Source organism: Citrobacter sp. MGH104, from assembly GCF_001034485.1.
Taxonomy (GTDB): domain Bacteria; phylum Pseudomonadota; class Gammaproteobacteria; order Enterobacterales; family Enterobacteriaceae; genus Citrobacter; species Citrobacter freundii.
The window spans coordinates 304,534-326,556 of the sequence record NZ_KQ089819.1; the positions used below are offsets into that span (position 1 = coordinate 304,534).

The window sequence follows — 22,023 nt, forward strand, 5'->3', positions numbered from 1 at the left end:
AACAGGACGGCAGAATGTTTGGTACTTTAGGTCAGGCAAAAAAATATCTCGGTCAGGCGGCAAAGATGCTGATTGGCATTCCGGACTACGACAACTACGTCGAGCACATGAAGACCAACCATCCCGATAAGCCGTACATGACCTACGAAGAATTCTTCCGCGAGCGCCAGGAAGCCCGCTACGGTAGCGGCGGAAGCAGTTGCTGTTAGAAGGAGAAGTGAATGACCCCGATTGCAGTTACCCTACTCACCGGTTTTCTTGGCGCGGGTAAAACTACCCTGCTGCGCCATATTCTTAACGAGCAGCACGGTTACAAGATTGCCGTTATCGAAAACGAATTCGGCGAAGTCTCGGTAGACGATCAGCTGATTGGCGATCGCGCAACACAGATCAAAACCCTGACCAATGGCTGTATTTGCTGTACCCGATCTAGTGAGCTGGAAGACGCGTTGCTCGATCTGCTCGACAACCTCGACAAAGGCACCATCAATTTCGACCGTCTGGTGATCGAATGCACCGGCATGGCCGATCCCGGCCCGATTATTCAGACCTTTTTCTCCCATGAAGTAATTTGCGAACGCTACCTGCTGGACGGCGTGATTGCGCTGGTTGACGCGGTGCATGCCGACGAGCAGATGAACCAGTTCACCATTGCCCAGTCTCAGGTGGGCTACGCCGACCGCATCCTGCTGACCAAAACCGACGTAGCAGGCGAAAGCGAAAAGCTGCGAGAGCGCCTGGCGCGCATCAACGCCCGTGCGCCAATTTACACCGTGACGCATGGCGATATTGACCTATCCCTGCTGTTCGACACCAACGGTTTCATGCTGGAAGAGAACGTGGTCAGCGCCAAACCGCGCTTCCACTTTATTGCCGACAAACAAAACGATATCTCCTCGATCGTCGTCGAGCTGGATTACCCGGTGAACATCAGCGACGTGTCCCGAGTGATGGAAAACCTGCTGCTGGAATCCGCTGAGAAGCTGCTGCGCTACAAAGGTATGCTGTGGATTGAAGGCGAGCCAAATCGCCTACTGTTCCAGGGCGTCCAGCGCCTGTACAGCGCCGACTGGGACCGCCCGTGGGGCGACGAACAACCGTACAGCCAACTGGTGTTTATCGGTATTAATCTGCCGGAAAACGAGATCAGAGCCGCGTTTGCGGGGTTGAAGAAGTAGATTTTTTGTAGGCCGGATAAGGCGCAGCCGCCATCCGGCATTCCAACCACTCACTCGGTGATCACAAATCGTGTCGCCGCAAAGCAGTTCAATATCCGGTGCACCAGAAATACCATCGTTAATGTGGCCAGCAGCGCGACGGTAACGGAGGTGATGCGGTAGAGATCGCTGAACACCAGATCGCTGTCCGGATGCAGGTTCTGGCCAAACATAATGCCGATGGTGGTGATACTGGCAAAACCCACGCCCGCACCGACTTTTTCCATCACGTGCAGGCGGGCGCTGAACGCCAGTCCAAGACCAATCAGCGGCATCATCAACAGCATATGGTTGCTGAAATCATACACCAGCAGTTGCACCAGCAGAATGTACAGACAAGCCAGAACCACGCCGACCACGCGCCAGAGAGAGCTCAACACCGCGCCGCGATAATGCATCGGAAACAGGATCAAAATCCCCGCCATCAGCGCCGACAGCGAATCACTCAAGTCACAGATCTGGAAGACCACAAAAATCATCGTCGCCACCGTGCCGGAAAGCAGCGACTCGTGGCGCACCCGGGCGGCATCTTTTTCAATGCGCGGCGGCGGCTGGCGGGGTTCCACGTCCTGGATCAGATAATGCAGCAACGCGCTCAGCGCCACCGCCATGACGCAGGCTTCCATATTGGAGAACATCAGCGTATGCCAGTTGGTGGTGGGATAGCTCATAAAATTGAGCATCGTGCTCTGGCACACCACGCCCATTGAGCCGAACAGAAACAGCGGTCCTTTGCTCATCAAACGAAAACGCACCACGTACAGGCCAAATACCACCAGCGTCATAATCAGCGGCCATTGTGAGAGATAGCCGACAATCAGCACCATTTCGACGCAATTCACCGCCGCGCTGAACACAAACTGTTTGGCCACATGGCGGTTGAACACCGGTACCAGCGACAGCAGCATCAGCGGATAAACCACAAAAAATACGCCGTACTGCACGTTGTAGAAGGTCGAGATACTCAGCGCGATTGTCCCGGCGACGGAAATCCGCAGGGTCTGGCGAAAATCATTGGCGGTGTAGACAATATTCCCGTGCGGCGTAAAGACGTGAGCCAGGGTGTTAATAGACATAATGCAGCCAGCTAACAAGGTGGATCTGCGCCCCGGCAAAAGTGCGAGCGAACATCCCTTCGCTGTTATACAGCTGTACCGTGGCGCGCGCCCCGGTCGGTAACGGCGTGTCGAGCGGTTCGTTCAGCGCGACGTGAATACGCATACGCTGGGCATCGCGCACCCAGCGGGTGGACTGTTCCGGCTGCGACAGCTGGCCGTTAACCAGCTCCTGGCCCGCCAGAATACCGGCATCGCTGCTGGTGACGCGGGCAGAGAAAACCTTGCCCGGCATGGCGTCGAACACTACGGCGGCATCGGTATCCACCCGGGTGTGGCGCAGGCTTTTCTCGCGAAAGTCGGCCACGATATCAGTCTGATGGCTGACCAGCGCCAGTAGCGGCGTGGCGGCGGTGGCATAAAGTCCGGGACTAAGCTGGAGATTGCTCACCGTGCCGTCGGTCTGTGCATACACTTTGCTCCAGCCGAGGTTCAGTTGCGCCTCTTCCAGCGCGTTACGGTATTTTTGCAGCGTCACGTTGCGGTTTTCATCGCGCTCGCCGCGTTGGATCAGCAGGTTCTGAATACTGGCATTGAGCGCCGACACCGACTGCTCGCTGGTTTGCCAGGCGGTGCGCACCTTGTCGAGATCGGCTTGCGACACGTTCTGCATGGCGCTCAGGCGCTGAAAGCGGTCAAAGGTGGTCTTGTCGTTCCGGGCGTTGAATTGCGCGGTGCGCAGGTTGGCACGCACAGAGGCGATCTGCGCATCCAGCTGTTGGTTGCTCAGCTTTGCCTGCTCAAGGGCGATTTGCGCAGCCTCGACCTTATTGATAAATGGCGTCGGATCCAGTTCGTACAGCAAGTCGCCCTTTTTCACCTGGCTATTGTTATGTACATGCACCTGCGAGACGTAGCCGGATACGCGTGAGGAAACAGGCGTTACCACGCGCATCACCGTGGAGTCCGGCGTCAGCGGGATCCAGATATCAGCAACGATAAACCAGGCGAATATAACCAGGAAAGCGGCAATACTCACCCTTACCCAACGGGCAAATTTTTGTTCTGGGGTCATCATAGTTTTTTAGTGTTGATTGTCTTCTTCGCGGATTGTCCGCAAATTGCAGGCGAGTTGATTTAAGGTCGAGCTGAAGGCGGCAAGCTCCGCTTCGGGGATGGTACACGTGACGCGATGTTGGTAGTTCTCAATCACCCGGTTTAGTTCTTCCAGCCTTGCGCGGCCTTGCTCGGTCAGCGTGAGCAGGCGAATGCGTTTGTCATAAGGCGATGTGGAACGCAACAGATAGCCGTGCTTTTCCAGCTGTGAGAGAGTGCGCATAAGCGGCGGCAGTTCAATACCCTGCACCTCCGCCAGTTCACTGACCGAGACGTTGTCTCCCAGTTGATACAGCTGCATTAGTACCGTCCAGCTTGATTGCGTCAGGCCAGTGTCGGTAATGGCTGCATCAATAATGGCCCGCCACTGGCGCACCACCATTGCCATGCGCATCCCCATCGGACGGCGGGCAAACAGTTCATCTTCAGTCATGTATCCTTCCCCTCATCGCTGAGAAGAAAATAATACTTATCATGGTAAGTATCAAGAAACACATCATTCAGAAGCATGAATTGATAAATACTATGAATACAAAAGAGGCCGGGCGATAACCCCCAGCCTCTGCCGATGAAAGAAAATCACTCCACCTGATCGCGTCGCAGCCCGACGTCCCGCAGCCGCTCGTCGCTCATCTGTTGCAACAGGCGCCGCGTTTGCGCTCGCAGTCGCCACGCCTTGTATGCCCGCCAGATTAGTACAAACCCAATAAACGGCTGTTTTGCTTTATTCTCGTGAAATTCCATACCTTGCCTCCCCGCCTTGCCAGAGGCTTTATCTTCACGGATTTGGCCCAAAACAATACAGACTCACAAAGTACTTTTATTTAACATACAGATTGGTTAAAAAGAGTTCTGCATCGCTTTTTTCACGCCAATCTGTACCGGTTTGTTAATCTGTATGGTACCCATGAGGGATACAGCATGACGCGTTACCAACATCTGGCCAATCTGCTGGCCGAACGCATTGAGCAAGGTTTGTATCGCCATGGCGAAAAACTGCCTTCGGTACGCAGTCTGAGCCAGGAGCACGGGGTCAGCATCAGCACCGTCCAGCAGGCGTATCAGACGCTGGAACAATTACGGCTGATCACGCCGCAGCCGCGTTCCGGTTATTTTGTTGCACCACAAAAAGCACAGCCGCCGGTGCCGCTGATGTCGCGCCCGGTCCAGCGTCCAGTTGAGATAACCCAGTGGGATCAGGTGCTGGACATGCTTGCAGGTCATGCAGACAAATCGATAATCCCTTTTAGCAGTGGCGTGCCCGATATCAATCAACCCAGCCTGAAGCCGCTCTGGCGCGAGCTAAGCCGCGTGGCGCAGCATAATCTCAAGGCGGTTCTGGGCTACGATGAATTACCAGGCTGTCGCGAATTGCGTCAACAGATTGCCCGGCTCATGCTGGACGGAGGTTCGGTCATCAATGCGGATGATATTGTGATCACCAGCGGGAGTCAGAGCGGGATGTCACTGGCGCTGCTGGCAGTCTGCCAGCCAGGAGATATCGTCGCCGTAGAATCGCCCGCCTATTACGGCACGATGCAGCTGCTACGCGGATTAGGGATCAAAGTTATAGAGATCCCAACCGATCCGGATACAGGGATCAGCATTGAAGCGCTGGAACTGGCGCTGGATCAGTGGCCGATTAAAGGGGTGATTCTGGTTCCTAGCTGCAATAATCCCCTCGGATTTATTATGCCGGATGCGCGTAAACGGGCGGTGCTCGCCCTCGCCCAGCAGCACGATATTGTTATTTTTGAAGATGATGTGTACGGAGAGCTTGCCACGGAATATCCCCGTCCGCGCACAATACACTCCTGGGACAGCGATGGTCGGGTGCTACTGTGCAGTTCATTTACCAAATCCGTGGCGCCGGGGTTGCGCGTTGGTTGGGTTATTCCCGGTCGTTATCACGATAAATTTCTACATATGAAATATGCCGTCATCGGCACTAACGTTCCTGCTACGCAGCTGGCGGCCGCCGCTTTCGTGCGCGAGGGGCATTATCATCGGCATGTTCGCCGTATGCGTCAGATCTACCAGCGCAATATGGAGATCTACACCTGTTGGGTACGGGAATACTTCCCCTGCGGGATCTGCGTCACCCGACCGAAAGGCGGCTTTATGCTGTGGGTCGAGCTGCCGCACCAGGTCGATATGGTCTGTGTCGCTAAGCAGCTCTGTCGCCTCAAAATCCAGGTTGCGCCGGGTTCGCTGTTCTCCGCATCAGGAAAGTATCGCAACTGCGTACGCATCAACTGCGCGTTGCCGCCAAACGAGAAGCATCGGGAAGTGATGCAAAAACTCGGGGAAGCGGTAAAGGTGGCGATAGAGTAAATCAGACTACCCGGTGCTACCGGGCTGGCGATTGCACGGTTTAGGTCATTTCTAATGGCTTACGCCCTGAATATCTTCAACGGAAAGTCGGGTAATTTTTTGCACCGTGCTGAGATCAGTACCGTCGGCCAGCATGGTGCGGGCGATACGCAACGCCTCAGTACGTCGCCCCTCGATTAGACCTTCTTGTTTACCTTCTTGTTTACCTTCCTGCTTACCTTTTTGCTGGCCCTCTTGCAGACCCTCAAGCCACCCTTTTTGAAATCCAGCCTCATGCAATCTGTCTGCGATCGTCATTAAATGCTCCTTATGCTGCGGTGAACGTTCAGCAACCCCACGAATAAACTCACTGAAGCGAGGTGCATCGCCAGTTTGCAAAATATAATTAAACAGCGTCTTTATCTGGCTGTCATTAGTCACTCCAGTAAGTAGCAAGGAAACAATTTGCTCAACAAGCCCCATAAGATCGCGTTGACGGATATGTTTTTGGATTAACTCCAACAGCGCCATGCGTCGATGCTGCACAATTTCGTCATCTGGGATAACCGTAATATCCACCAGCGGAAACGCCGCAGCATACACCTGGCGTGCCAGCTTCGGGTTGGCAAACTCGTCCAGCCAACATAGCGAATAAGGGTACGGACTTTTAGCGCCGTGATAGAACAGCATCGGCACCACCAGCGGCAACTGCTGATGTCCGGCATCCAGATGTTTCTGCATGGCCGCAACTGCATAGCGCATCAGTCTGAATGCCATATGCGCATCCGGTGTGCTTTGATGTTCAATCACCACATAAATATATCCATCCCCTTCTGTCGTATTCACCGACCACAGCACATCGGAATAGTACGCACGTAAATTCTCTTCGATAAAACTGTCTGACTCGAGTTTCAGCGTCTGAAGATCGCAAAGTTCGCGTAGCGAGGCAGGAAGATGTATTTGCAGAAAATCCCGAGCTGTCTCAGGGTGACGTAAAAATGTTTTAAAAACCGCATCATGCGGTGTGGAAGTCGGCGCTTTGTTCATGGCGATCCGTCACCTGGAAATAAGATGCCGTGACTGTAGCGCCGGAAAACTGCCCCCTCACCTGCAACTTTCTCTGTTTGCGAGACGATTTCCGGGATAAAAACGTCCCTATGTAACGTCTGCATTTGTCTGGAACCCGTCACGCAGAATCACGACCTCAATGCACATTCCCGCTTTTTCACCACTCGGCCTGTGCTATAACGAATCATTACTTTCAGGGAGGAGGCGATGTGACGCACACCCGGGATATTCCACAATCGTTCTGGCGTGATGAACAGCTCCCGTGGCTGGAACTGCGCAGCACCTGGCAAAGCCAGCAGGCCTATAAGCGGCATCACCACTCTCAGCTCTCGATTGGAGCAATTCTCGAGGGGGAAACGTGCTGCCTGTGCGATGGCAAGGAATACCATCTGCAGGTGGGCGATCTGATTGTGATCCCACCGCTGGCACCTCACAGCTGTAATCCTGTTAACGGACAGTTTCGCAGCTATCACATGCTTTATCTTGATGCCCGGTGGTGCCTTGCCCATCTGCCTGCGCAGAACAACAATCAGCGGCTTTGCACGCGCGATCGTGTTATCCGCGATCGGCAATTGTTCCAGCACTATGTAAACCTCGTGGCACTTATGCAGCAACGGCAAACGACGCGGGTAACGGATGCCGCACAAGCATTGCTACGTTCGCTACCATTGCAATCGGTAGCACCGGAAAACCTAAGCGCCGCCAGCCAGTATCTGCGCGAACGGTTGCAGTCCAACCTGCAGGCTCCGCCCTCACTCGATGAGCTGGCACATGAGTGTCACATGCGTAAAGAAACGCTGATCCGTACCTTTAAGCAGGACACCGGGCTGACGCCAGGAAGTTATCTGAACATCATACGGATTGACTATGCCCGCCAGCGGCTGCGGGCCGGGGACGAAATTGCCGATGTCGGCTATCAGAGCGGGTTTGCCGACCAGAGCCATTTCCATCGCACCTTTGTTCGCTACACCGCCGCCACACCGCGCCAGTACGCGTTGGGGCGATCAATATCAGACAATAATTAGCGCTGCGTCAGGCGTACGGTGATCTCAGATTCATTGTCTGAGGTCGCTATGTCGCTGCTTTCTGTACTTTTTCCGTCTGCTTTTCCCGCGCTGGCGCTGGCACATTTTGTCGCACTACTCAGCCCCGGTCCGGACTTCTTTTTACTGGTCGGTTATGCCGTACGATACCGGATGCGCGACAGCACCGGGCTGTGCGTGGGGATCGCTATCGGCAACGGGCTGTATATCCTGCTGGCAATTATCGGTTGGGGGATCCTGCGCCAGCTTCCCCTGCTGTTTACCATTATTGAGCTGCTGGGCGCGCTCTATTTATTGTGGATAGGCAGCCTGCTGATACGCAGCCGCCCGCAAACTCTGACCGGAGCTGATGCCCGGTCTACCTGTCCAGGATTTGGTAAACAGCTGCTGCTGGGATTGGGTTCGTCACTGCTTAACCCAAAAAATGCACTGTTCTATCTGGCGCTAATGACCGCCCTGCTCGGCCCGTCAGTGACGCTGCTACAACAAACCATGAGCGGGATCTGGATGACCAGCGTGGTGCTGTGCTGGGATCTGCTGATCGTGATGTTCATCGGCTTACCGCAGATCCAGCGGCGGTTAACCAGAGGGATCCTGTGGGTAGAGCGTATCGCTGGCGGTGTATTGATTATCTTCGGCTGTGCTATCGCGCTGCGGTTTTTGCAGAGCATCGTAGTCTGATTTGCGGTGCGATTTTCTACACATAAACAGGATAAACTCGTTTAATTAATATCCAATCCGCATTACACTGCGGATGGTTATTACCCGTTCAACTTACTCTTCCTGAGGTGCGATGTGCTGATTGTTACCTGTAATCGTTACGTTTTCTGACCCCACGTTAGTGAGCGTTTCTCCTGTTTGCGCTTCACGCAGGCAGCGTTTTTGATTACATGAAATTCAGTACATTTGCAGTCTGCTTTTATTCTGTCATCGGCCTGACGTCTCAAAGACGGTATTGAATTTCGCTATTCCCGTTGAGGGTTTTCTCCCGACAAGGAGCTGTTTTATGCAACGGATTCTCGCATTTTTCTCCCAACGCGCTACGACGCTATTTTTTCCTATTGCGTTGATTTTGTATGATTTCGCCGCCTATCTGTCGACGGACTTGATTCAGCCCGGCATCATTAATGTCGTACGCGATTTCAACGCCGACGTCAGCCTGGCGCCCGCTGCGGTGAGCCTCTATCTGGCAGGCGGCATGGCGCTGCAATGGCTGTTGGGGCCACTTTCCGACCGGATTGGCCGTCGACCGGTGCTGATTGCGGGGGCGTTAATCTTTACCCTCGCCTGCGCTGCCACGCTGTTTACTACTTCAATGACGCAATTTCTGATCGCCCGATTTGTGCAGGGCACCAGCATTTGCTTTATCGCGACCGTTGGCTATGTCACGGTACAGGAGGCGTTTGGGCAAACGAAGGCCATTAAGTTAATGGCGATAATCACTTCCATAGTGTTGGTTGCACCGGTTATCGGCCCGCTCTCCGGAGCGGCGCTAATGCACTTTGTACACTGGAAGATCCTGTTTGCCATCATTGCCGTCATGGGGCTTATCGCCCTGATTGGGTTAATGCTAGCCATGCCGGAAACCGTCCAGCGCGGCGCGGTGCCGTTCAGTGCACGCGGCGTACTGCGCGATTTTCGCGACGTTTTCCGCAACCGGGTATTCCTGTTTGGCGCAGCCACGCTATCGCTAAGCTATATCCCGATGATGAGCTGGGTGGCGGTCTCGCCGGTGATCCTGATTGATGCGGGCGGCATGACCACATCACAGTTTGCCTGGGCGCAGGCGCCGGTGTTTGGCGCAGTGATCGTCGCCAATATGGTGGTAGTTCGTTTCGTGAAAGATCCGACCCGACCACGCTTTATCTGGCGGGCCGCACCTATACAACTGAGCGGGCTGACGGTGCTGATTGTCGGCAATTTACTGTGGCCGCACGTCTGGCTGTGGTCGGTGCTGGGAACCAGCCTGTATGCGTTTGGTATTGGGATGATCTTCCCGACGCTGTTCCGCTTTACACTTTTTTCCAACAACTTACCTAAAGGAACGGTCTCGGCATCGCTGAATATGGTGATCCTGACGGTGATGGCGGTTTCTGTCGAAATTGGACGCTGGCTATGGTTTAACGGTGGCAGGATTTCGTTTCATCTGCTGGCGGTTGCGGCGGGGCTCGCTGTCGTGTTCACGCTGGCAGGCTTACTCAAACGGGTACGCCAACATGAGGCAACGACGTTAGTCACTGAAAACTAACCTGCCCGCTTATCCGGCCTACGACAACTATGTAGGCCGGATAAGGCGCTTGCGCCGCATCCGGCTACGCTCACATCACCTTACGCAATGCGTGCAAATCCCGCTTCGAGATCGGCAATCAGGTCGCCAATATCCTCCAGGCCAATATGCACCCTGACCAGCGTGCCGCTGAAATCCACCTCTCCAGCCGGGCGGATGCTGTTCAGCTCTTCCGGCTGGTTCGCCAGAATGAGCGACTCAAATCCACCCCACGAATAGGCCATATGGAACAGCGAGAAATTATCGAGGAAATTCGCCATCTGTTCGTCGGTCAGTCTCTTTTTCAGCACAAATGAGAACAGGCCTGAGCTTCCGGTAAAATCACGCTGAAAATACTCATGGCCCGGACATTCCGGTAACGCCGGATGGTTCACCCGCGCCACTTCCGGTCTTGCCGACAGCCAGCGAGCAATATGGATACTGCTCTCCTGATGCTGCTTAAGGCGTACCGCCAGGGTACGCAATCCGCGGCTGCCGTTGTAGGCGGTATCGGCATCCAGCGTTTGCCCCATCAGATAGGAGTTCTCGCGCAGACGATCCCAACAACGAGCGTTAGATACCGCCGTGCCCAGCATGCCGTCCGAATGACCGATGGTGTACTTCGTTCCCGCCTGAATGGAAATATCCACGCCATAATCCAGCGCTTTGAACAGCACGCCCGCCGCCCAGGTGTTGTCGATCATAATGACAATCTCCGGATTCACCGCGCGGATAGCCTTCACCATCCCCGGCACGTCCTGGACTTCCATAGTGATAGAACTTGGTGACTCAAGGAATACAACCTTCGTTTCCGGACGCAGAAGATCGACGATACCTGCACCAATCAGCGGATCGTAATACGTTGTTTCAACATTGAATTTACTCAGGATCTTATTGCAAAAATCCTGGGTTGGCTCGTAGGCCGCGCCGGTCATCAGGATATGATCGCCACCCTGAACAAACGCCAGAATCGCATTGGTCACCGCCGCAGCACCACATGGGTACAGCGCGCAGCCAACGCCGCCTTCCAGTTCGCTCATTGCCTTCTGGAAGGCAAAGTGGGTATAGGTTCCGCGACGACCGTAAAACAGCTCACCGTTTGCGCGATTGGCGGTGGCAAATTTCTTGTCCTTCACGGTATCAAATACCAGTGAAGAGGCACGTTGGATAACCGGATTCACCGCTCCCTGGGTGTAGCGTTTGTCACGACCAGCAACAACCAGTTGCGTCTCAAGCTTCATTGCGTCTTTCATAACATCTCCTGTTCTTAATCCGTGTGAAACCTATACCACCGCAGCAGTAGAGTTTATTTCAGTGTTGGTCTGCTTTTTTCCAGCGAACCGTTCAACAATCTGCGCCGCATTCAAATCATGGATAACGTTAATCAGTGTGGCCGGCGCATCGGTAATAGTGCCCAGCACCACCAGCATCGGGATTGCTTCCATCGGCAGGCCCAGCGTGGTAACGATAAAGATTTCACCGAGGAACGCCCCGCCCGGCACGCCACCAACGATAATGGCGGAGAGCACCGCAATCAGCATCGTCAGGAAGAAGGTTTCGGTGGTGAATTCCATGCCCAGCACGGAATAGATAAAGACGATTTTCAGCGCGGCAATCATCGCCACACCGCCTTTGTTCAGGTTAACCAGCAGCGGAATGGAAACATCAACGATTTCCGGGTTAATCCCCATCGCCTTACCGGCACGCAGCGTCACCGGGAGCGTCCCCAGCGAAGAGCAGGTCCCCAGCGCAGTCGCAGACGGTTCAATCGCGTTACGCCAGAAGGCTTTGACCGCCGGAATACCGCCGCCAATATACGAATAGAGAATCGAGCCAAAAACAAAATAGACCAGCGTGGCAACCATAAACAGGCCGATGGCGCGGGCAAAGGTTAACAATAGTGCAGAGTCCTGACTGGCCATGGTGGCGGCGAAGTAGCAGCCCAGACCAATCGGCGCGACCTTCATAATGATCGAAACGATCTTCATGATCACGGTATTGGCGTCTTCCAGCAGCGACGCAATACGTTTACCGGCCTGATCCGACTGGCCAATCGCCACACCGGCGATGATCGCCATCACGATCAGTGCCAGAATATTGGACTTAGAGAACAGCCCAATAAAGTCGCTGGTGGTGATCATGCTGACAAAATCCATCTTGCCGCTGCCCGCCTGCACCGACTGCGAGAGATCGATAGTGACGCCCTGCGCCGGGTTATACCAGAGCGCCAGCGCGACGATCCCGGCCGCCGGAATAAAGGCCATCGCGATCGAAACAATAAAGATAATCGCCATAATACGCCCCAGCCTTTTCAGGTCGGTCATACTGGCGATCGAAGACATGACGCTGATCCCCACCAGCGGCACAATAATCATAAATAACAGGTTTAAGAATATCTGACCTATTGGCTGGAGTTTACTTGCAAACGATGGGGCATAAATACCTAATAAGCCGCCAATCACCAGAGCAACTAATAAAATAATCGACGATCTGTAGGGTTCGAGTCGTGACCACATAATCGGTACCTTTAGAATAATAATTAATGAGATTAAATTCACAATGTGATGAGTTTCCGTTTCGCCTCCTTTTATTTTGTGACGTAACTCACCTAAGTTGTTATTTTTTCATTTTGCCAGCAAGTTGTTTCCTGTGATTCAATAGTTGCATGTTTAAAAGGCGAATGTAACGGCCTATTCGTACCGTTTTTGCAAATCACTTGTGAATTAAAGGAAACTATGAGTACGCCGATTTCACTCAAGCATCTGGAGTTTTTTACTAAAATCGTCGACTGCGGAGGATTGTCAGAAGCCGCGGCGCAGCTCAACGTCTCGCCGTCTGCGGTCAGCAAAAGCCTGGCAGCGATGGAAGATACGTTAGGCACGACATTAATTAAACGCACCACCCGCAGTATTACCCTGACCGACGCCGGGCAATATCTCTTTAATCGCGCTAACAAGCTGTTGAAAGAATTCGATGAAACGCTGAACACTACTTCCGGTTATTACCATAACCCGCAGGGTGAATTACGTATAACCTGCTCAATTGCGTTTGGTTATTCCCGGCTGGTGAACCTGGTGGATAAATACCGCTCCCAGTTCCCGGATGTGAATCTGTATATCGATCTCAACGATAACTTCGTCAATCTGAACGAAACGGATTTCGACATTGCCCTGCGAATTTCCACCGCGCCGCCGCAAAACTATGCGATGCGCAAGCTGGTGCCCGTTCGCTGGGCGTACTGTGCCTCACCCGGCTACCTCGCCAAAAAAGGCATGCCCCAGCGTCGCAGCGATCTGGTAGATCATGATTGCCTGGTTTACCCGGGCCTCACGCCGGTACTGAAGGTGGCAGATGAACAGGATCGACTGCATCAGTTGAAACTACATATGCCGATCCAGGCCAACAGCAGTCTGGTGCTGTTGAAGTCGGTGTTAGAAGATCAGGGGGTGGCATATTTGCCCACTTATTTGATTGGCGATCATATTCAAAAAGAGGAGATCACGCCGCTGATGCTCGACGGCACCATCACCTGTGAAACTCATGCCCTGTATGCGCTGTACTTTCCCAGCAAGTACAGCAATCCGAAGGTGCGATCGTTTATCGATTTTCTGGTCGCAGAACTTGGTCCCTTACCGGCGTGGGATAACTGGATCCCAGGATAAACGCTTCCCGCCTGAAAATGGGAGACGCGCCACATTTTTTGCGCGATCCCCCCGTCTGGCTCTATCCTTAAGCCTATGAATAAAATTGCTGAACTCAAACGTGCCAAGCGACTGGCGCTCTCTCTGCTGCTGATCGCTGCCGCGACCTTCGTCATCACGCTGTTTTTGCCGCCTAACTTCTGGGTACTCGGGATCAAAGCGATTGCCGAAGCGGCGATGGTCGGCGCGCTGGCGGACTGGTTTGCCGTGGTGGCGCTTTTTCGCCGGGTGCCGATCCCGTTTATCTCGCAACACACGGCTATTATCCCGCGCAATAAGGATCGGATCGGCGAAAATCTTGGTCAGTTTGTACAAGAGAAATTCCTCGATACCCAGTCGCTGATAGCCCTGATCCGCCGCCATGAACCGGCGCTGTTGATCGGCAACTGGTTCAGCCAGCCGGAAAACGCCCAGCGCATCGGCCAGCATCTGTTGCAGATCATGAGCGGTTTTCTCGAACTGACCGACGACTCGCGCATTCAGCGGCTGATCAAGCGGGCGGTGCACAAGGCTATCGACAAGGTCGATCTCTCCGGAACCAGCGCGCTGATGCTGGAAAGCATGACCAAAAACAATCGCCATCAGGTGCTGCTCGATACGCTGATCGCCCAACTGATCGCCCTGCTCCAGCGCGACAGCTCGCGAGCGTTTATCGCCAGACAAGTAGTGCACTGGCTGGAAACCGAACATCCGCTGAAAGCAAAGATCCTGCCAACCGAATGGCTGGGCGAGCACAGCGCCGAGCTGGTGTCTGATGCCGTTAACTCCTTGCTGGATGACATCAGCCACGATCGCGCGCATCAGATCCGCCATGCCTTCGATCGCGCTACATTTAAGCTCATCGATAAGCTCAAACACGATCCGGAAATGGCCGCGCGGGCCGAAAGCCTGAAAAGCTATCTGAAGGAAGATGAAGCCTTCAACCGTTATCTTGGCGAGCTGTGGGCAGACCTGCGTCAGTGGGTGAAAACCGACATTAACGCAGATGATTCCCGCGTGAAGCAGCGCATCGCCAGCGCCGGGCAGTGGTTCGGCGAAACGCTGGTAGCCGACAGCGCCCTGCGTGCCTCACTAAATGGGCATCTGGAGCAGGCCGCGCATAAAGTTGCCCCGGAGTTCGCCACCTTCCTGACGCGCCATATTAGCGACACGGTGAAAAGTTGGGATGCTCGCGATATGTCGCAGCAAATTGAGTTAAACATCGGTAAAGATTTGCAGTTTATTCGCGTCAACGGCACGTTGGTTGGCGGTTCAATCGGGCTGGTGTTATATCTGTTGTCGCAAATTCCGTCCCTGCTGACGCTGGCGAATTTTTAAGGAGAAAGATTCAATGACGATGAACATCCGCATTTTTTCCCTGCGCGAAACACCGGAAAAGCTGCACGAGATCACCGCTTACTTTCAGCAGCAATGGGCCTCAGAAGACTCCATGGCGGTATACGAGGATGCATTGCGCCGTTGTATTGGCGCAAAGAATCCGCTACCGCAGTGGTACTGGCTACAGGATGGTGGCAGCATTGTTGGCTGTGCTGGATTGATCACCAATGATTTTATTAGTCGCGGCGAACTGTGGCCGTGGCTATGCGCGCTCTATATCGATCCTCGCTATCGTGGTCACGGTCTGGCGTTTCGCCTGATCGAACATATTGCACAGCAGGCCAGACAGTTGGGTTTTACACAGCTCCATCTGTGTACTGACCTGAAAGGTTTATACGAGAAAGCAGGGTTTTACTTCAACGGGCCGGGCTATCATCCGTGGGGAGAAGCCTCGCGGGTCTACAGCCGTAACCTTTGATGGCATTCAGCGTTACGCGGTTTTATTTTTACTTTTCATTATCATTTACGTATGTAATATAACAATTATCAGCTAACAGCGCGAAATGAGAGTCCGTATGCCCCAGGGAAGCCCAGATTCAAATCGCCATGCCATCAGTGTCGCGCTCTTTGGCATGCTGGTCTTAACGCTGGGCATGGGGATTGGGCGCTTTCTGTATACGCCAATGCTGCCGGTACTGCTGTCAGAAGGTCAATTTACGTTTGACCAACTCTCGTGGATTGCCAGCGCCAACTACGCCGGGTATCTGGCGGGAAGCCTGCTCTTCTCCTTTGGGCTCTTTCATCTTCCCTCACGCTTACGTCCAATGTTGCTAACGTCCGCGCTCGCTACCGCAGGGCTGATTCTGGCGATGGCCAGCTTAACGCAGCCCGCGCTGGTGATGCTGATCCGCTTTCTGGCGGGCGTCGCCAGTGCCGGTATGATGATCTTTGGCTCGATGATCGTTCTGCATCATACCCGGCATCCCTTCGTGATTGCGGCGTTGTTCTCCGGCGTTGGCGCAGGCATTTTGCTGGGCAATGAATATGTCATTAGCGGTCTGCATTTTGCGCTGTCCTCGCACACGCTCTGGCTGGGCGCGGCGGCAGCCTCGGCTCTGTTCTTTGTGCTACTGGTTATACTCCTGCCATCTCGCGACCACGTGCTCCCCGCCGCGGCCCCGGTAAAAACAGAGCATCAGCCTATGTCCTGGTGGCTGCTGGCGCTGCTGTACGGGCTGGCCGGATTTGGCTACATCATTGTCGCCACCTACCTGCCGCTAATGGCGAAAAGCGCCGGTTCGCCGCTGTTGACTGCACATCTCTGGTCGCTGGTCGGCATATCGATAATTCCGGGGTGTTTCGCCTGGCTGTGGGCCGCCCGACGCTGGGGAGTATTGCAATGCCTGACGGCGAATTTGCTAATTCAAAGCGCCTGCGTGCTCATGACGCTCGCCAGCGGCTCTTTGCCGCTGCTGGTGATAAGCAGCATGGGTTTTGGCGCAACGTTTATGGGAACCACTTCACTGGTGATGCCGCTTGCCCGACAACTTAGCGTACCGCGCAATATTAATCTGCTGGGCCTGGTCACTCTGACTTACGGCATTGGGCAAATACTTGGTCCGCTATTAACCAGCCTGCTGGGAAGCGGCGCACTGGCGATCGTTAACGCCACGGTGTGCGGCGCCGTCGCGTTGTTTATTGCGGCACTTATCAGCCTCACGCAATTATACAAACAGCGTTTCGCCTCGCCAAAAAGGGTATAACCGGCAACCTTCTAAAGAAGGTATATTCGGATTAGTCCGCAATTAAATGTCAACATTTAATAAACCGCAAATAATCGGTAATTACCCACCAGACAATTTATAATTCCCGTCCGTTCATTTATAAACTCAATTTAAAATGCGTAAAAATGGACATATTAATTCAACATCAACACTATCTTCGGGAAAACACATGTCGTGGTTTAAAAGAATGTTACTGGGGTTGATTATTTTGGCGGGTTTAATTGGCACGCTAAAGGATTATAAAGACTTTGGCCTGTTTGGCGCACTGGGATTGTTTATTATCTTCCTGTTATCAACAACATTTTTATGGCAATGGGCATCTGGCAGGTTACCGGAGATAACAAAGTTACATGCCATACTTATTTTACTGGCCAGCGCGATAGCCTCTATTTTTGTTATCAATATGGCCATTGCCGGAAATTTGCATGTGGATTTAATGGAGGTCATGCGCGTTACCATTACGCATAATCCACTTTTTTATCTGATTCTCTGCGTGGTTGCATGGGTAAAAGTGGGCATCTGGCAATGGCTGTTAAGCGGTGTACAGCAGGAAGATAGTCAGCCGGTTTAAACGCCGGCAGATATAAAAAAGGCGTCTTAACCAGGACGCCTTTTTCATACCAGAACAAAAAGTTAGAACTGATAGGTCAGACCCGCAGCAACCTGGTTATCGCTGTCTTTACCATCGAGCAGGTTAATTTTATAACCTACATCAGCCACGATGTTTTTGTTGAAGTAGTAGTCTGTACCCAGCGCGACGTATTCGGTCAGGTCATTATTGTTGTTATCACGCGCGTGGACGTAAGCCACGTTTGGACGCAGACCAAAATCAAACACATACGCGGCCATCGCTTCAAAGTGCTCAGCTTTGTCCGCATCCTGAATCAGGTTGTGGGACTCTCCGTACATAGTCGCTACATAGATAGCATTAGCATCATATTTCAGACCCGCGCCCCAGAACTCTGCGTTTTCGCCATTCCAACCTTTTTGTTTCTGCTGAGCAGTCACAGAACTGTTGGTATAGGCCGCAATTGCAGATATGCCAGAATCCGCAATGTTGTCATAACCCAGGGAGAAGCCGTAGCCATTGCCGTGTTGTTTCGTCGGATCCTTATTGGTATCGTCCTGACCCTGATATTGCGCGCCAACATTCAGACCATCAACGGCACCGAACAGATTTTTGGTGCGAAGTGTTGCAACGCCAGAAGTGCGTGTAGTAAGGAAGCGGTCAGTATTTTCAAAGGAGTCACCGCCGAACTCTGAGAGAGTATCAGTATAAGCTCCCACATCGTAAGCGATACCATAGTTACGACCATAGTCAAAACTGACGTCATGACCATAATCCAGGCCAGCAAACGCCAGACGTGTATTAACGCCATTCTGCGAACCTTCTGCTTTAGCGGCATCAAACTGACTTTCAAATTGCCCGTAACCGGTCAGTTGATCGTTGATTTGCGTCTCACCGCGAAAACCCAGACGTGCGTAGGTTTCATCAGCATTAGTACCATCAGTCCAGGAATGGGCTGCTTTTACTTTGCCGTAGAGATCCAGCTTGTTGCCATCTTTATTATAAATTTCCGCTGCATGAACGGAGGTTACCCCTAATGCCATTACAGCTAATGCCACTACTGACTTTTTCATGTTATTACTCACTTTTAATTGTGAATTTGGCTATCAACTTTGTTATGCAGGCAGAATACCTGCATAAAAAAGTCCCCTATGGATTAAGGGGCAATACCAATAACACACCAAAAAAATACCAATGAAGGTAATAATGAAGTGGCAAGACATAATTCATTTTTGGATTTTCAATCAAAACCGGACAGCGATAATTACTCGAGACTTTCACTCTCATTAACTGAGCGATGCAACATTAATGCTTCAGCAATAATATCTTGTTTACTTTTACGGGTTTCAAATGCCAGCGTTCGCACATATTCCCACAAAGAGGTATCGACACGGGCACTTAAAAGAACCATATCTTTTGATCGGGTCCCTCTGGGTTTTCGAATATCGGGATAGTCTCGAGATGGCATTTTCAACTCCTGAACGTAATAACACGCTTATGGCGATGAAATATGCAGTTAGTGTAAAAACATGTCAACGGTAAAATACCGTCATAATAGTAATGAAAGTGTTAATAAACCAATGAAGAATGGAACGATATTTCAAATGAAAGATAACTTGTTTATGGAATAATGTGTAATGTTAACTTTACGCATATTGGCTTTTATTCATTTGATTAAAAAAACATGAGGAATTTACATTAGACATATCACAACTCAAAACATCATTATGACCAATAAGTTACGCACCGTTATTAATGTCTACATTTACGCGAACCGCTTGTTTTTATGTGTAGTTATGCCGGTATACCTTATCCTGATTACTGCAGAGATCGCGTTGATTCTCACTTAACCCAGACCCATTTTGTCTAAAAATAAGCACGGAAAGGTAAAAATAAGGTAAACGACACATTTTTTCGCATGCGAAAATAAGTTGTTTTTAATTGATTTAAATCAATTTGCACCGCACAAAGGGGACGAAAAAATGTTCATCCGAGGCGATGGAAACAATTTTTTACGTGACTTTCAGAACGTGAAAAGCGGCCCTGCCGGGCAATGAATGAGGATGCGGAAAACGCGGTGCGGGCCGCAATAGCCCGCGTATGAGAGGAAGGGAAATCAGGCGTTAACTTTATCCAGCGGCCAGGAATCAAACAGATAACCATCAAAATCAATGTCATCGACATTTGAAAACTCCAGCAGACGCTGTTTGACGTTTTCCAGATGCTGCCACATGGCCAGCTTGGCCGCGCGGGCATCTTTTTTGATTAATGCAGCCAGGATCTGTTTATGGTCGCCCATCCACTCTTTCCGGTAGTGGGTATCGTCGAGGTGGCTATGGAGCTGGATCCACATCGGGTTGTTCTCACGCCACTGCCATGACTGGCGAAACAGCTCCACCAGCATGCTGTTATGCGTGGCTTCAGCTATGGCGAGATGGAACTGCATGTCGCCGCTTTCAGAACCGTTCGGCTCGCTGGAAGCCAGCTCCCGCTCTTCCAGTTGCAACGCCTGGCGCATTTTGACGATATCTTCGCGGGTAGCCTGCAGCGCGGCAAATTCGGCAATGTTGCTTTCCAGCAGCTGTCGCGCCTGCAACAGTTCAAACGGGCCCGCATCATTGCAATGATTTGCATCCGTACTGTCGATAGTCTGCGCATCCGCATTGTCGAGCACGTAGATCCCGGCTCCGCGGCGCACGTCCACCAGGCCTTTAATTTCCAGCATGATTAACGCTTCGCGAACCACCGTGCGAGTGACATTGAGCATCTCGGCAATTTCACGCTCTGGCGGCAAGCGTTCACCGGGCTGGTACGGCGTCTGGACAATCAGATCGCGGATCATGGCACCCACTTCCTGGTAGGGTCTTTGCTGAGAAGTGTTCGATTTCATCGTGTTATGTCCGTCAGATGCGTGTAATCAGATACGGGGAATAGGTATCGAACTATAGCATTTGCGGGAAGGCAAAAACAGAAAACGGGTCAACCAAACCAATATTTTGATTGACCCGTCATAGTTCGGAAGTTATGCGTCAGCGCTTAATGCCGCAACGCACTCACGTGCGCCGTGTTCACATAGCTGTTGATACGTCGCGATAATGGTCTCCACAAAGCCGGCGTTTTCCGCCAGGTCATGACCAAAAATGCCAGACAGCCCCAGCAGCGCCGTCACGCGCTCGGCGCCCTGGTACTGTTGGTTAATGTGCTGGAATTCAGCCAGCATAGGGTCGACAACATCAATGGCCTGCCCTTGCTCATCCACACCGTGGGTGTAGCGCATCCAGCCCGCCACGCCCAGCGCCAGGTGACGCCAGCCGCTGGCATTTTGCAGGTGCAGACGCACCGGATCCAGCAGGCGCTGCGGCAGTTTCTGGCTGCCGTCCATCGCAATCTGCCAGGTACGGTGGCGCAGAGACGGGTTGCTGAAACGCTCGATCAGCAGTGTCGCGTAGGCGTTGAGATCGGTGCCTTCCGGCATCGAGAGCGTCGGCGCCTGCTCCTGCATCATCAGCGCAAACGCAGCTTTGCGGTACGCCGGATTGGTCATGGTATCGGCGATGGTTTCATAGCCGCCGAGATAGCCCAGATATGCGAGGAAAGAGTGGCTGCCGTTGAGCATGCGCAGTTTCATCATTTCAAACGGCACCACGTCGGCCACGAACTGTGCGCCAACCTTGTCCCAGTCAGGACGACCGTTGACAAAATTGTCTTCAATTACCCACTGACGGAACGGCTCACAGGCGATAGCACATGGATCGTAAACGCCCAACTGGTCGGCAATCTCCTGCAACGTTTCCGGCGTCGCCGCCGGAACAATGCGGTCGACCATAGTGCACGGGAAAGTCGCATTAGCTTCAATCCACTGCGCCAGCTGCGGGTCGCGCGCCTGCGCCAGCCCCAGTACTGCGACTTTCGCCACATGCCCATTTTCACGCACGTTATCGCAGGACATCACGGTAAAAGCCGCCAGCCCCTGCTCACGGCGCAGGTACAGCGCTTGTACGATGTAACCAATCGCCGATTTCGGCGCGGTCGGATTCGCCAGATCGTGTTTAATCAGCGGGTTATTAAGATCTAACTGACCGCTGGCCGCATCGGTGCAGTAGCCTTTTTCGGTGACCGTCAGCGAAACAATTGCCGTCTGCGGGCGCGCCATCGCCTGTAAAATACCGTCACAGCCGTCAAGATCCGGGTGCAGCGCTTCTTTCATTGACCCGATCACTTTCAGCACGGTGTTGTCCGCACCTTTTTCCGCCACGGTATACAGCAGTTGCTGCTTGCGCAGATTTTCAATCAGTACGCAGTCGTTACCCGGCATCAGGTTAACTTCACAGATCCCCCAGTCGCTGTCAGTGGTTTCCAGCAAATGATGGGTGTACAGCGCCTGATGCGCGCGGTGAAAAGCGCCACATCCCAGGTGAACAATGCGGGATTGCAGGCGCGAGCGGTCCCATGCAGGGCGCGCAACCGGCAGGTCGCTATTGGCAATTGTCGTTGTCATCGTGAACTCCAGAACCCGTTGAAAGGCCAACGGATGAGAAAAGAAAAAGCCGGCCAGACAGGTGGCCGGCAACTCGC

Annotated in this window: 22 protein-coding genes; 11 read left to right on the plus strand and 11 right to left on the minus strand. The window is 52.8% G+C overall.

What is annotated here, in order from left to right; genetic code table 11:
- Positions 1 to 14 precede the first annotated feature (14 nt).
- Together SK34_RS19775 and yjiA are read left to right on the plus strand one after the other, a co-directional pair.
- Positions 15 to 209: a YbdD/YjiX family protein gene (locus tag SK34_RS19775; protein WP_003830038.1), complete on the plus strand. Its 195-nt coding sequence runs from the start codon at positions 15 to 17 to the stop codon at positions 207 to 209.
- 12 nt (positions 210 to 221) lie between these two features.
- A complete protein-coding gene (gene yjiA / locus SK34_RS19780) occupies positions 222 to 1,178 on the plus strand; it encodes a GTPase (protein ID WP_048233959.1) in 957 nt (318 codons plus the stop codon).
- Positions 1,179 to 1,228: 50 nt separating this feature from the next.
- Here the strand turns inward: yjiA and SK34_RS19785 are convergent, their stop codons facing one another.
- The 4 genes from SK34_RS19785 to SK34_RS24250 form a co-directional block, all read right to left on the minus strand.
- A complete protein-coding gene (locus SK34_RS19785) occupies positions 1,229 to 2,293 on the minus strand; it encodes a DUF2955 domain-containing protein (protein WP_048233961.1) in 1,065 nt (354 codons plus the stop codon).
- Complete coding sequence (locus tag SK34_RS19790; RefSeq protein ID WP_048233963.1) at positions 2,283 to 3,350, minus strand: HlyD family secretion protein; 1,068 nt, start codon at positions 3,348 to 3,350, stop codon at positions 2,283 to 2,285. Before SK34_RS19790 ends, SK34_RS19785 begins: the two co-directional genes overlap by 11 nt.
- A gap of 6 nt (positions 3,351 to 3,356) precedes the next feature.
- Positions 3,357 to 3,821: a MarR family winged helix-turn-helix transcriptional regulator gene (locus SK34_RS19795; RefSeq protein WP_003019178.1), complete on the minus strand. Its 465-nt coding sequence runs from the start codon at positions 3,819 to 3,821 to the stop codon at positions 3,357 to 3,359.
- A gap of 146 nt (positions 3,822 to 3,967) precedes the next feature.
- Positions 3,968 to 4,132 carry a DUF1127 domain-containing protein gene (locus tag SK34_RS24250; protein WP_003019180.1) on the minus strand — a complete coding sequence of 55 codons (165 nt, stop codon included), beginning with the start codon at positions 4,130 to 4,132 and terminating at the stop codon, positions 3,968 to 3,970.
- A 177-nt stretch (positions 4,133 to 4,309) separates the two neighbouring features.
- On the opposite strand from SK34_RS24250, the gene SK34_RS19800 reads away from it, so the two are divergent.
- Entirely contained in the window at positions 4,310 to 5,722 is a 1,413-nt protein-coding gene (locus SK34_RS19800; protein ID WP_048233965.1) for an aminotransferase-like domain-containing protein, read from the plus strand.
- 51 nt (positions 5,723 to 5,773) lie between these two features.
- Here the strand turns inward: SK34_RS19800 and SK34_RS19805 are convergent, their stop codons facing one another.
- The gene (locus tag SK34_RS19805; RefSeq protein WP_048233967.1) at positions 5,774 to 6,748 is read right to left on the minus strand and encodes an Rpn family recombination-promoting nuclease/putative transposase; all 975 of its coding nucleotides are present in this window, start codon (positions 6,746 to 6,748) and stop codon (positions 5,774 to 5,776) included.
- A gap of 230 nt (positions 6,749 to 6,978) precedes the next feature.
- Here SK34_RS19805 and SK34_RS19810 point away from each other — a divergent pair, with 230 nt between their 5' ends.
- The 3 genes from SK34_RS19810 (at position 6,979) to mdtM (ending at position 10,060) form a co-directional block, all read left to right on the plus strand.
- Positions 6,979 to 7,794, plus strand: a complete 816-nt coding sequence (locus tag SK34_RS19810; protein ID WP_048233969.1) for a helix-turn-helix domain-containing protein — start codon at positions 6,979 to 6,981, stop codon at positions 7,792 to 7,794.
- Between the two features lie 48 nt (positions 7,795 to 7,842).
- Positions 7,843 to 8,493, plus strand: coding sequence for a LysE family translocator (locus SK34_RS19815; RefSeq protein WP_048216865.1), 651 nt, complete (start codon positions 7,843 to 7,845; stop codon positions 8,491 to 8,493).
- Positions 8,494 to 8,818: 325 nt separating this feature from the next.
- The gene (mdtM, locus tag SK34_RS19820; protein WP_044713030.1) at positions 8,819 to 10,060 is read left to right on the plus strand and encodes a multidrug efflux MFS transporter MdtM; all 1,242 of its coding nucleotides are present in this window, start codon (positions 8,819 to 8,821) and stop codon (positions 10,058 to 10,060) included.
- 80 nt (positions 10,061 to 10,140) lie between these two features.
- Here mdtM and metC read toward each other — a convergent pair whose 3' ends face one another.
- Entirely contained in the window at positions 10,141 to 11,331 is a 1,191-nt protein-coding gene (gene metC / locus SK34_RS19825) for a cystathionine beta-lyase (RefSeq protein WP_003019195.1), read from the minus strand.
- 30 nt (positions 11,332 to 11,361) lie between these two features.
- Positions 11,362 to 12,594 (minus strand): dicarboxylate/amino acid:cation symporter, encoded by a 1,233-nt coding sequence (locus SK34_RS19830; RefSeq protein ID WP_003019196.1) that lies wholly within the window; start codon positions 12,592 to 12,594, stop codon positions 11,362 to 11,364.
- A 219-nt stretch (positions 12,595 to 12,813) separates the two neighbouring features.
- Between SK34_RS19830 and SK34_RS19835 the strand changes: the two genes are divergently transcribed.
- The 5 genes from SK34_RS19835 (at position 12,814) to SK34_RS19855 (ending at position 17,451) form a co-directional block, all read left to right on the plus strand.
- On the plus strand, positions 12,814 to 13,740 hold the full coding sequence (locus SK34_RS19835; protein ID WP_048233971.1) for a LysR family transcriptional regulator: 927 nt from the start codon (positions 12,814 to 12,816) through the stop codon (positions 13,738 to 13,740).
- Between the two features lie 75 nt (positions 13,741 to 13,815).
- The gene (locus SK34_RS19840) at positions 13,816 to 15,096 is read left to right on the plus strand and encodes a DUF445 domain-containing protein (RefSeq protein WP_048233973.1); all 1,281 of its coding nucleotides are present in this window, start codon (positions 13,816 to 13,818) and stop codon (positions 15,094 to 15,096) included.
- 13 nt (positions 15,097 to 15,109) lie between these two features.
- On the plus strand, positions 15,110 to 15,574 hold the full coding sequence (locus tag SK34_RS19845; RefSeq protein WP_003837181.1) for a GNAT family N-acetyltransferase: 465 nt from the start codon (positions 15,110 to 15,112) through the stop codon (positions 15,572 to 15,574).
- A gap of 97 nt (positions 15,575 to 15,671) precedes the next feature.
- Complete coding sequence (locus SK34_RS19850) at positions 15,672 to 16,859, plus strand: MFS transporter (RefSeq protein WP_048233975.1); 1,188 nt, start codon at positions 15,672 to 15,674, stop codon at positions 16,857 to 16,859.
- Between the two features lie 190 nt (positions 16,860 to 17,049).
- Entirely contained in the window at positions 17,050 to 17,451 is a 402-nt protein-coding gene (locus SK34_RS19855) for a hypothetical protein (RefSeq protein WP_048233976.1), read from the plus strand.
- A 62-nt stretch (positions 17,452 to 17,513) separates the two neighbouring features.
- Here the strand turns inward: SK34_RS19855 and SK34_RS19860 are convergent, their stop codons facing one another.
- From SK34_RS19860 to SK34_RS19875, 4 genes are all read right to left on the minus strand, one after another.
- Positions 17,514 to 18,521 carry a porin gene (locus SK34_RS19860; RefSeq protein WP_008322158.1) on the minus strand — a complete coding sequence of 336 codons (1,008 nt, stop codon included), beginning with the start codon at positions 18,519 to 18,521 and terminating at the stop codon, positions 17,514 to 17,516.
- Between the two features lie 191 nt (positions 18,522 to 18,712).
- On the minus strand, positions 18,713 to 18,916 hold the full coding sequence (locus tag SK34_RS19865; protein ID WP_008322159.1) for a hypothetical protein: 204 nt from the start codon (positions 18,914 to 18,916) through the stop codon (positions 18,713 to 18,715).
- A 648-nt stretch (positions 18,917 to 19,564) separates the two neighbouring features.
- Entirely contained in the window at positions 19,565 to 20,338 is a 774-nt protein-coding gene (gene uxuR / locus SK34_RS19870; RefSeq protein WP_003033268.1) for a Uxu operon transcriptional regulator, read from the minus strand.
- Positions 20,339 to 20,470: 132 nt separating this feature from the next.
- Positions 20,471 to 21,946, minus strand: a complete 1,476-nt coding sequence (locus SK34_RS19875; protein ID WP_003837172.1) for a fructuronate reductase — start codon at positions 21,944 to 21,946, stop codon at positions 20,471 to 20,473.
- Positions 21,947 to 22,023 lie beyond the last annotated feature (77 nt).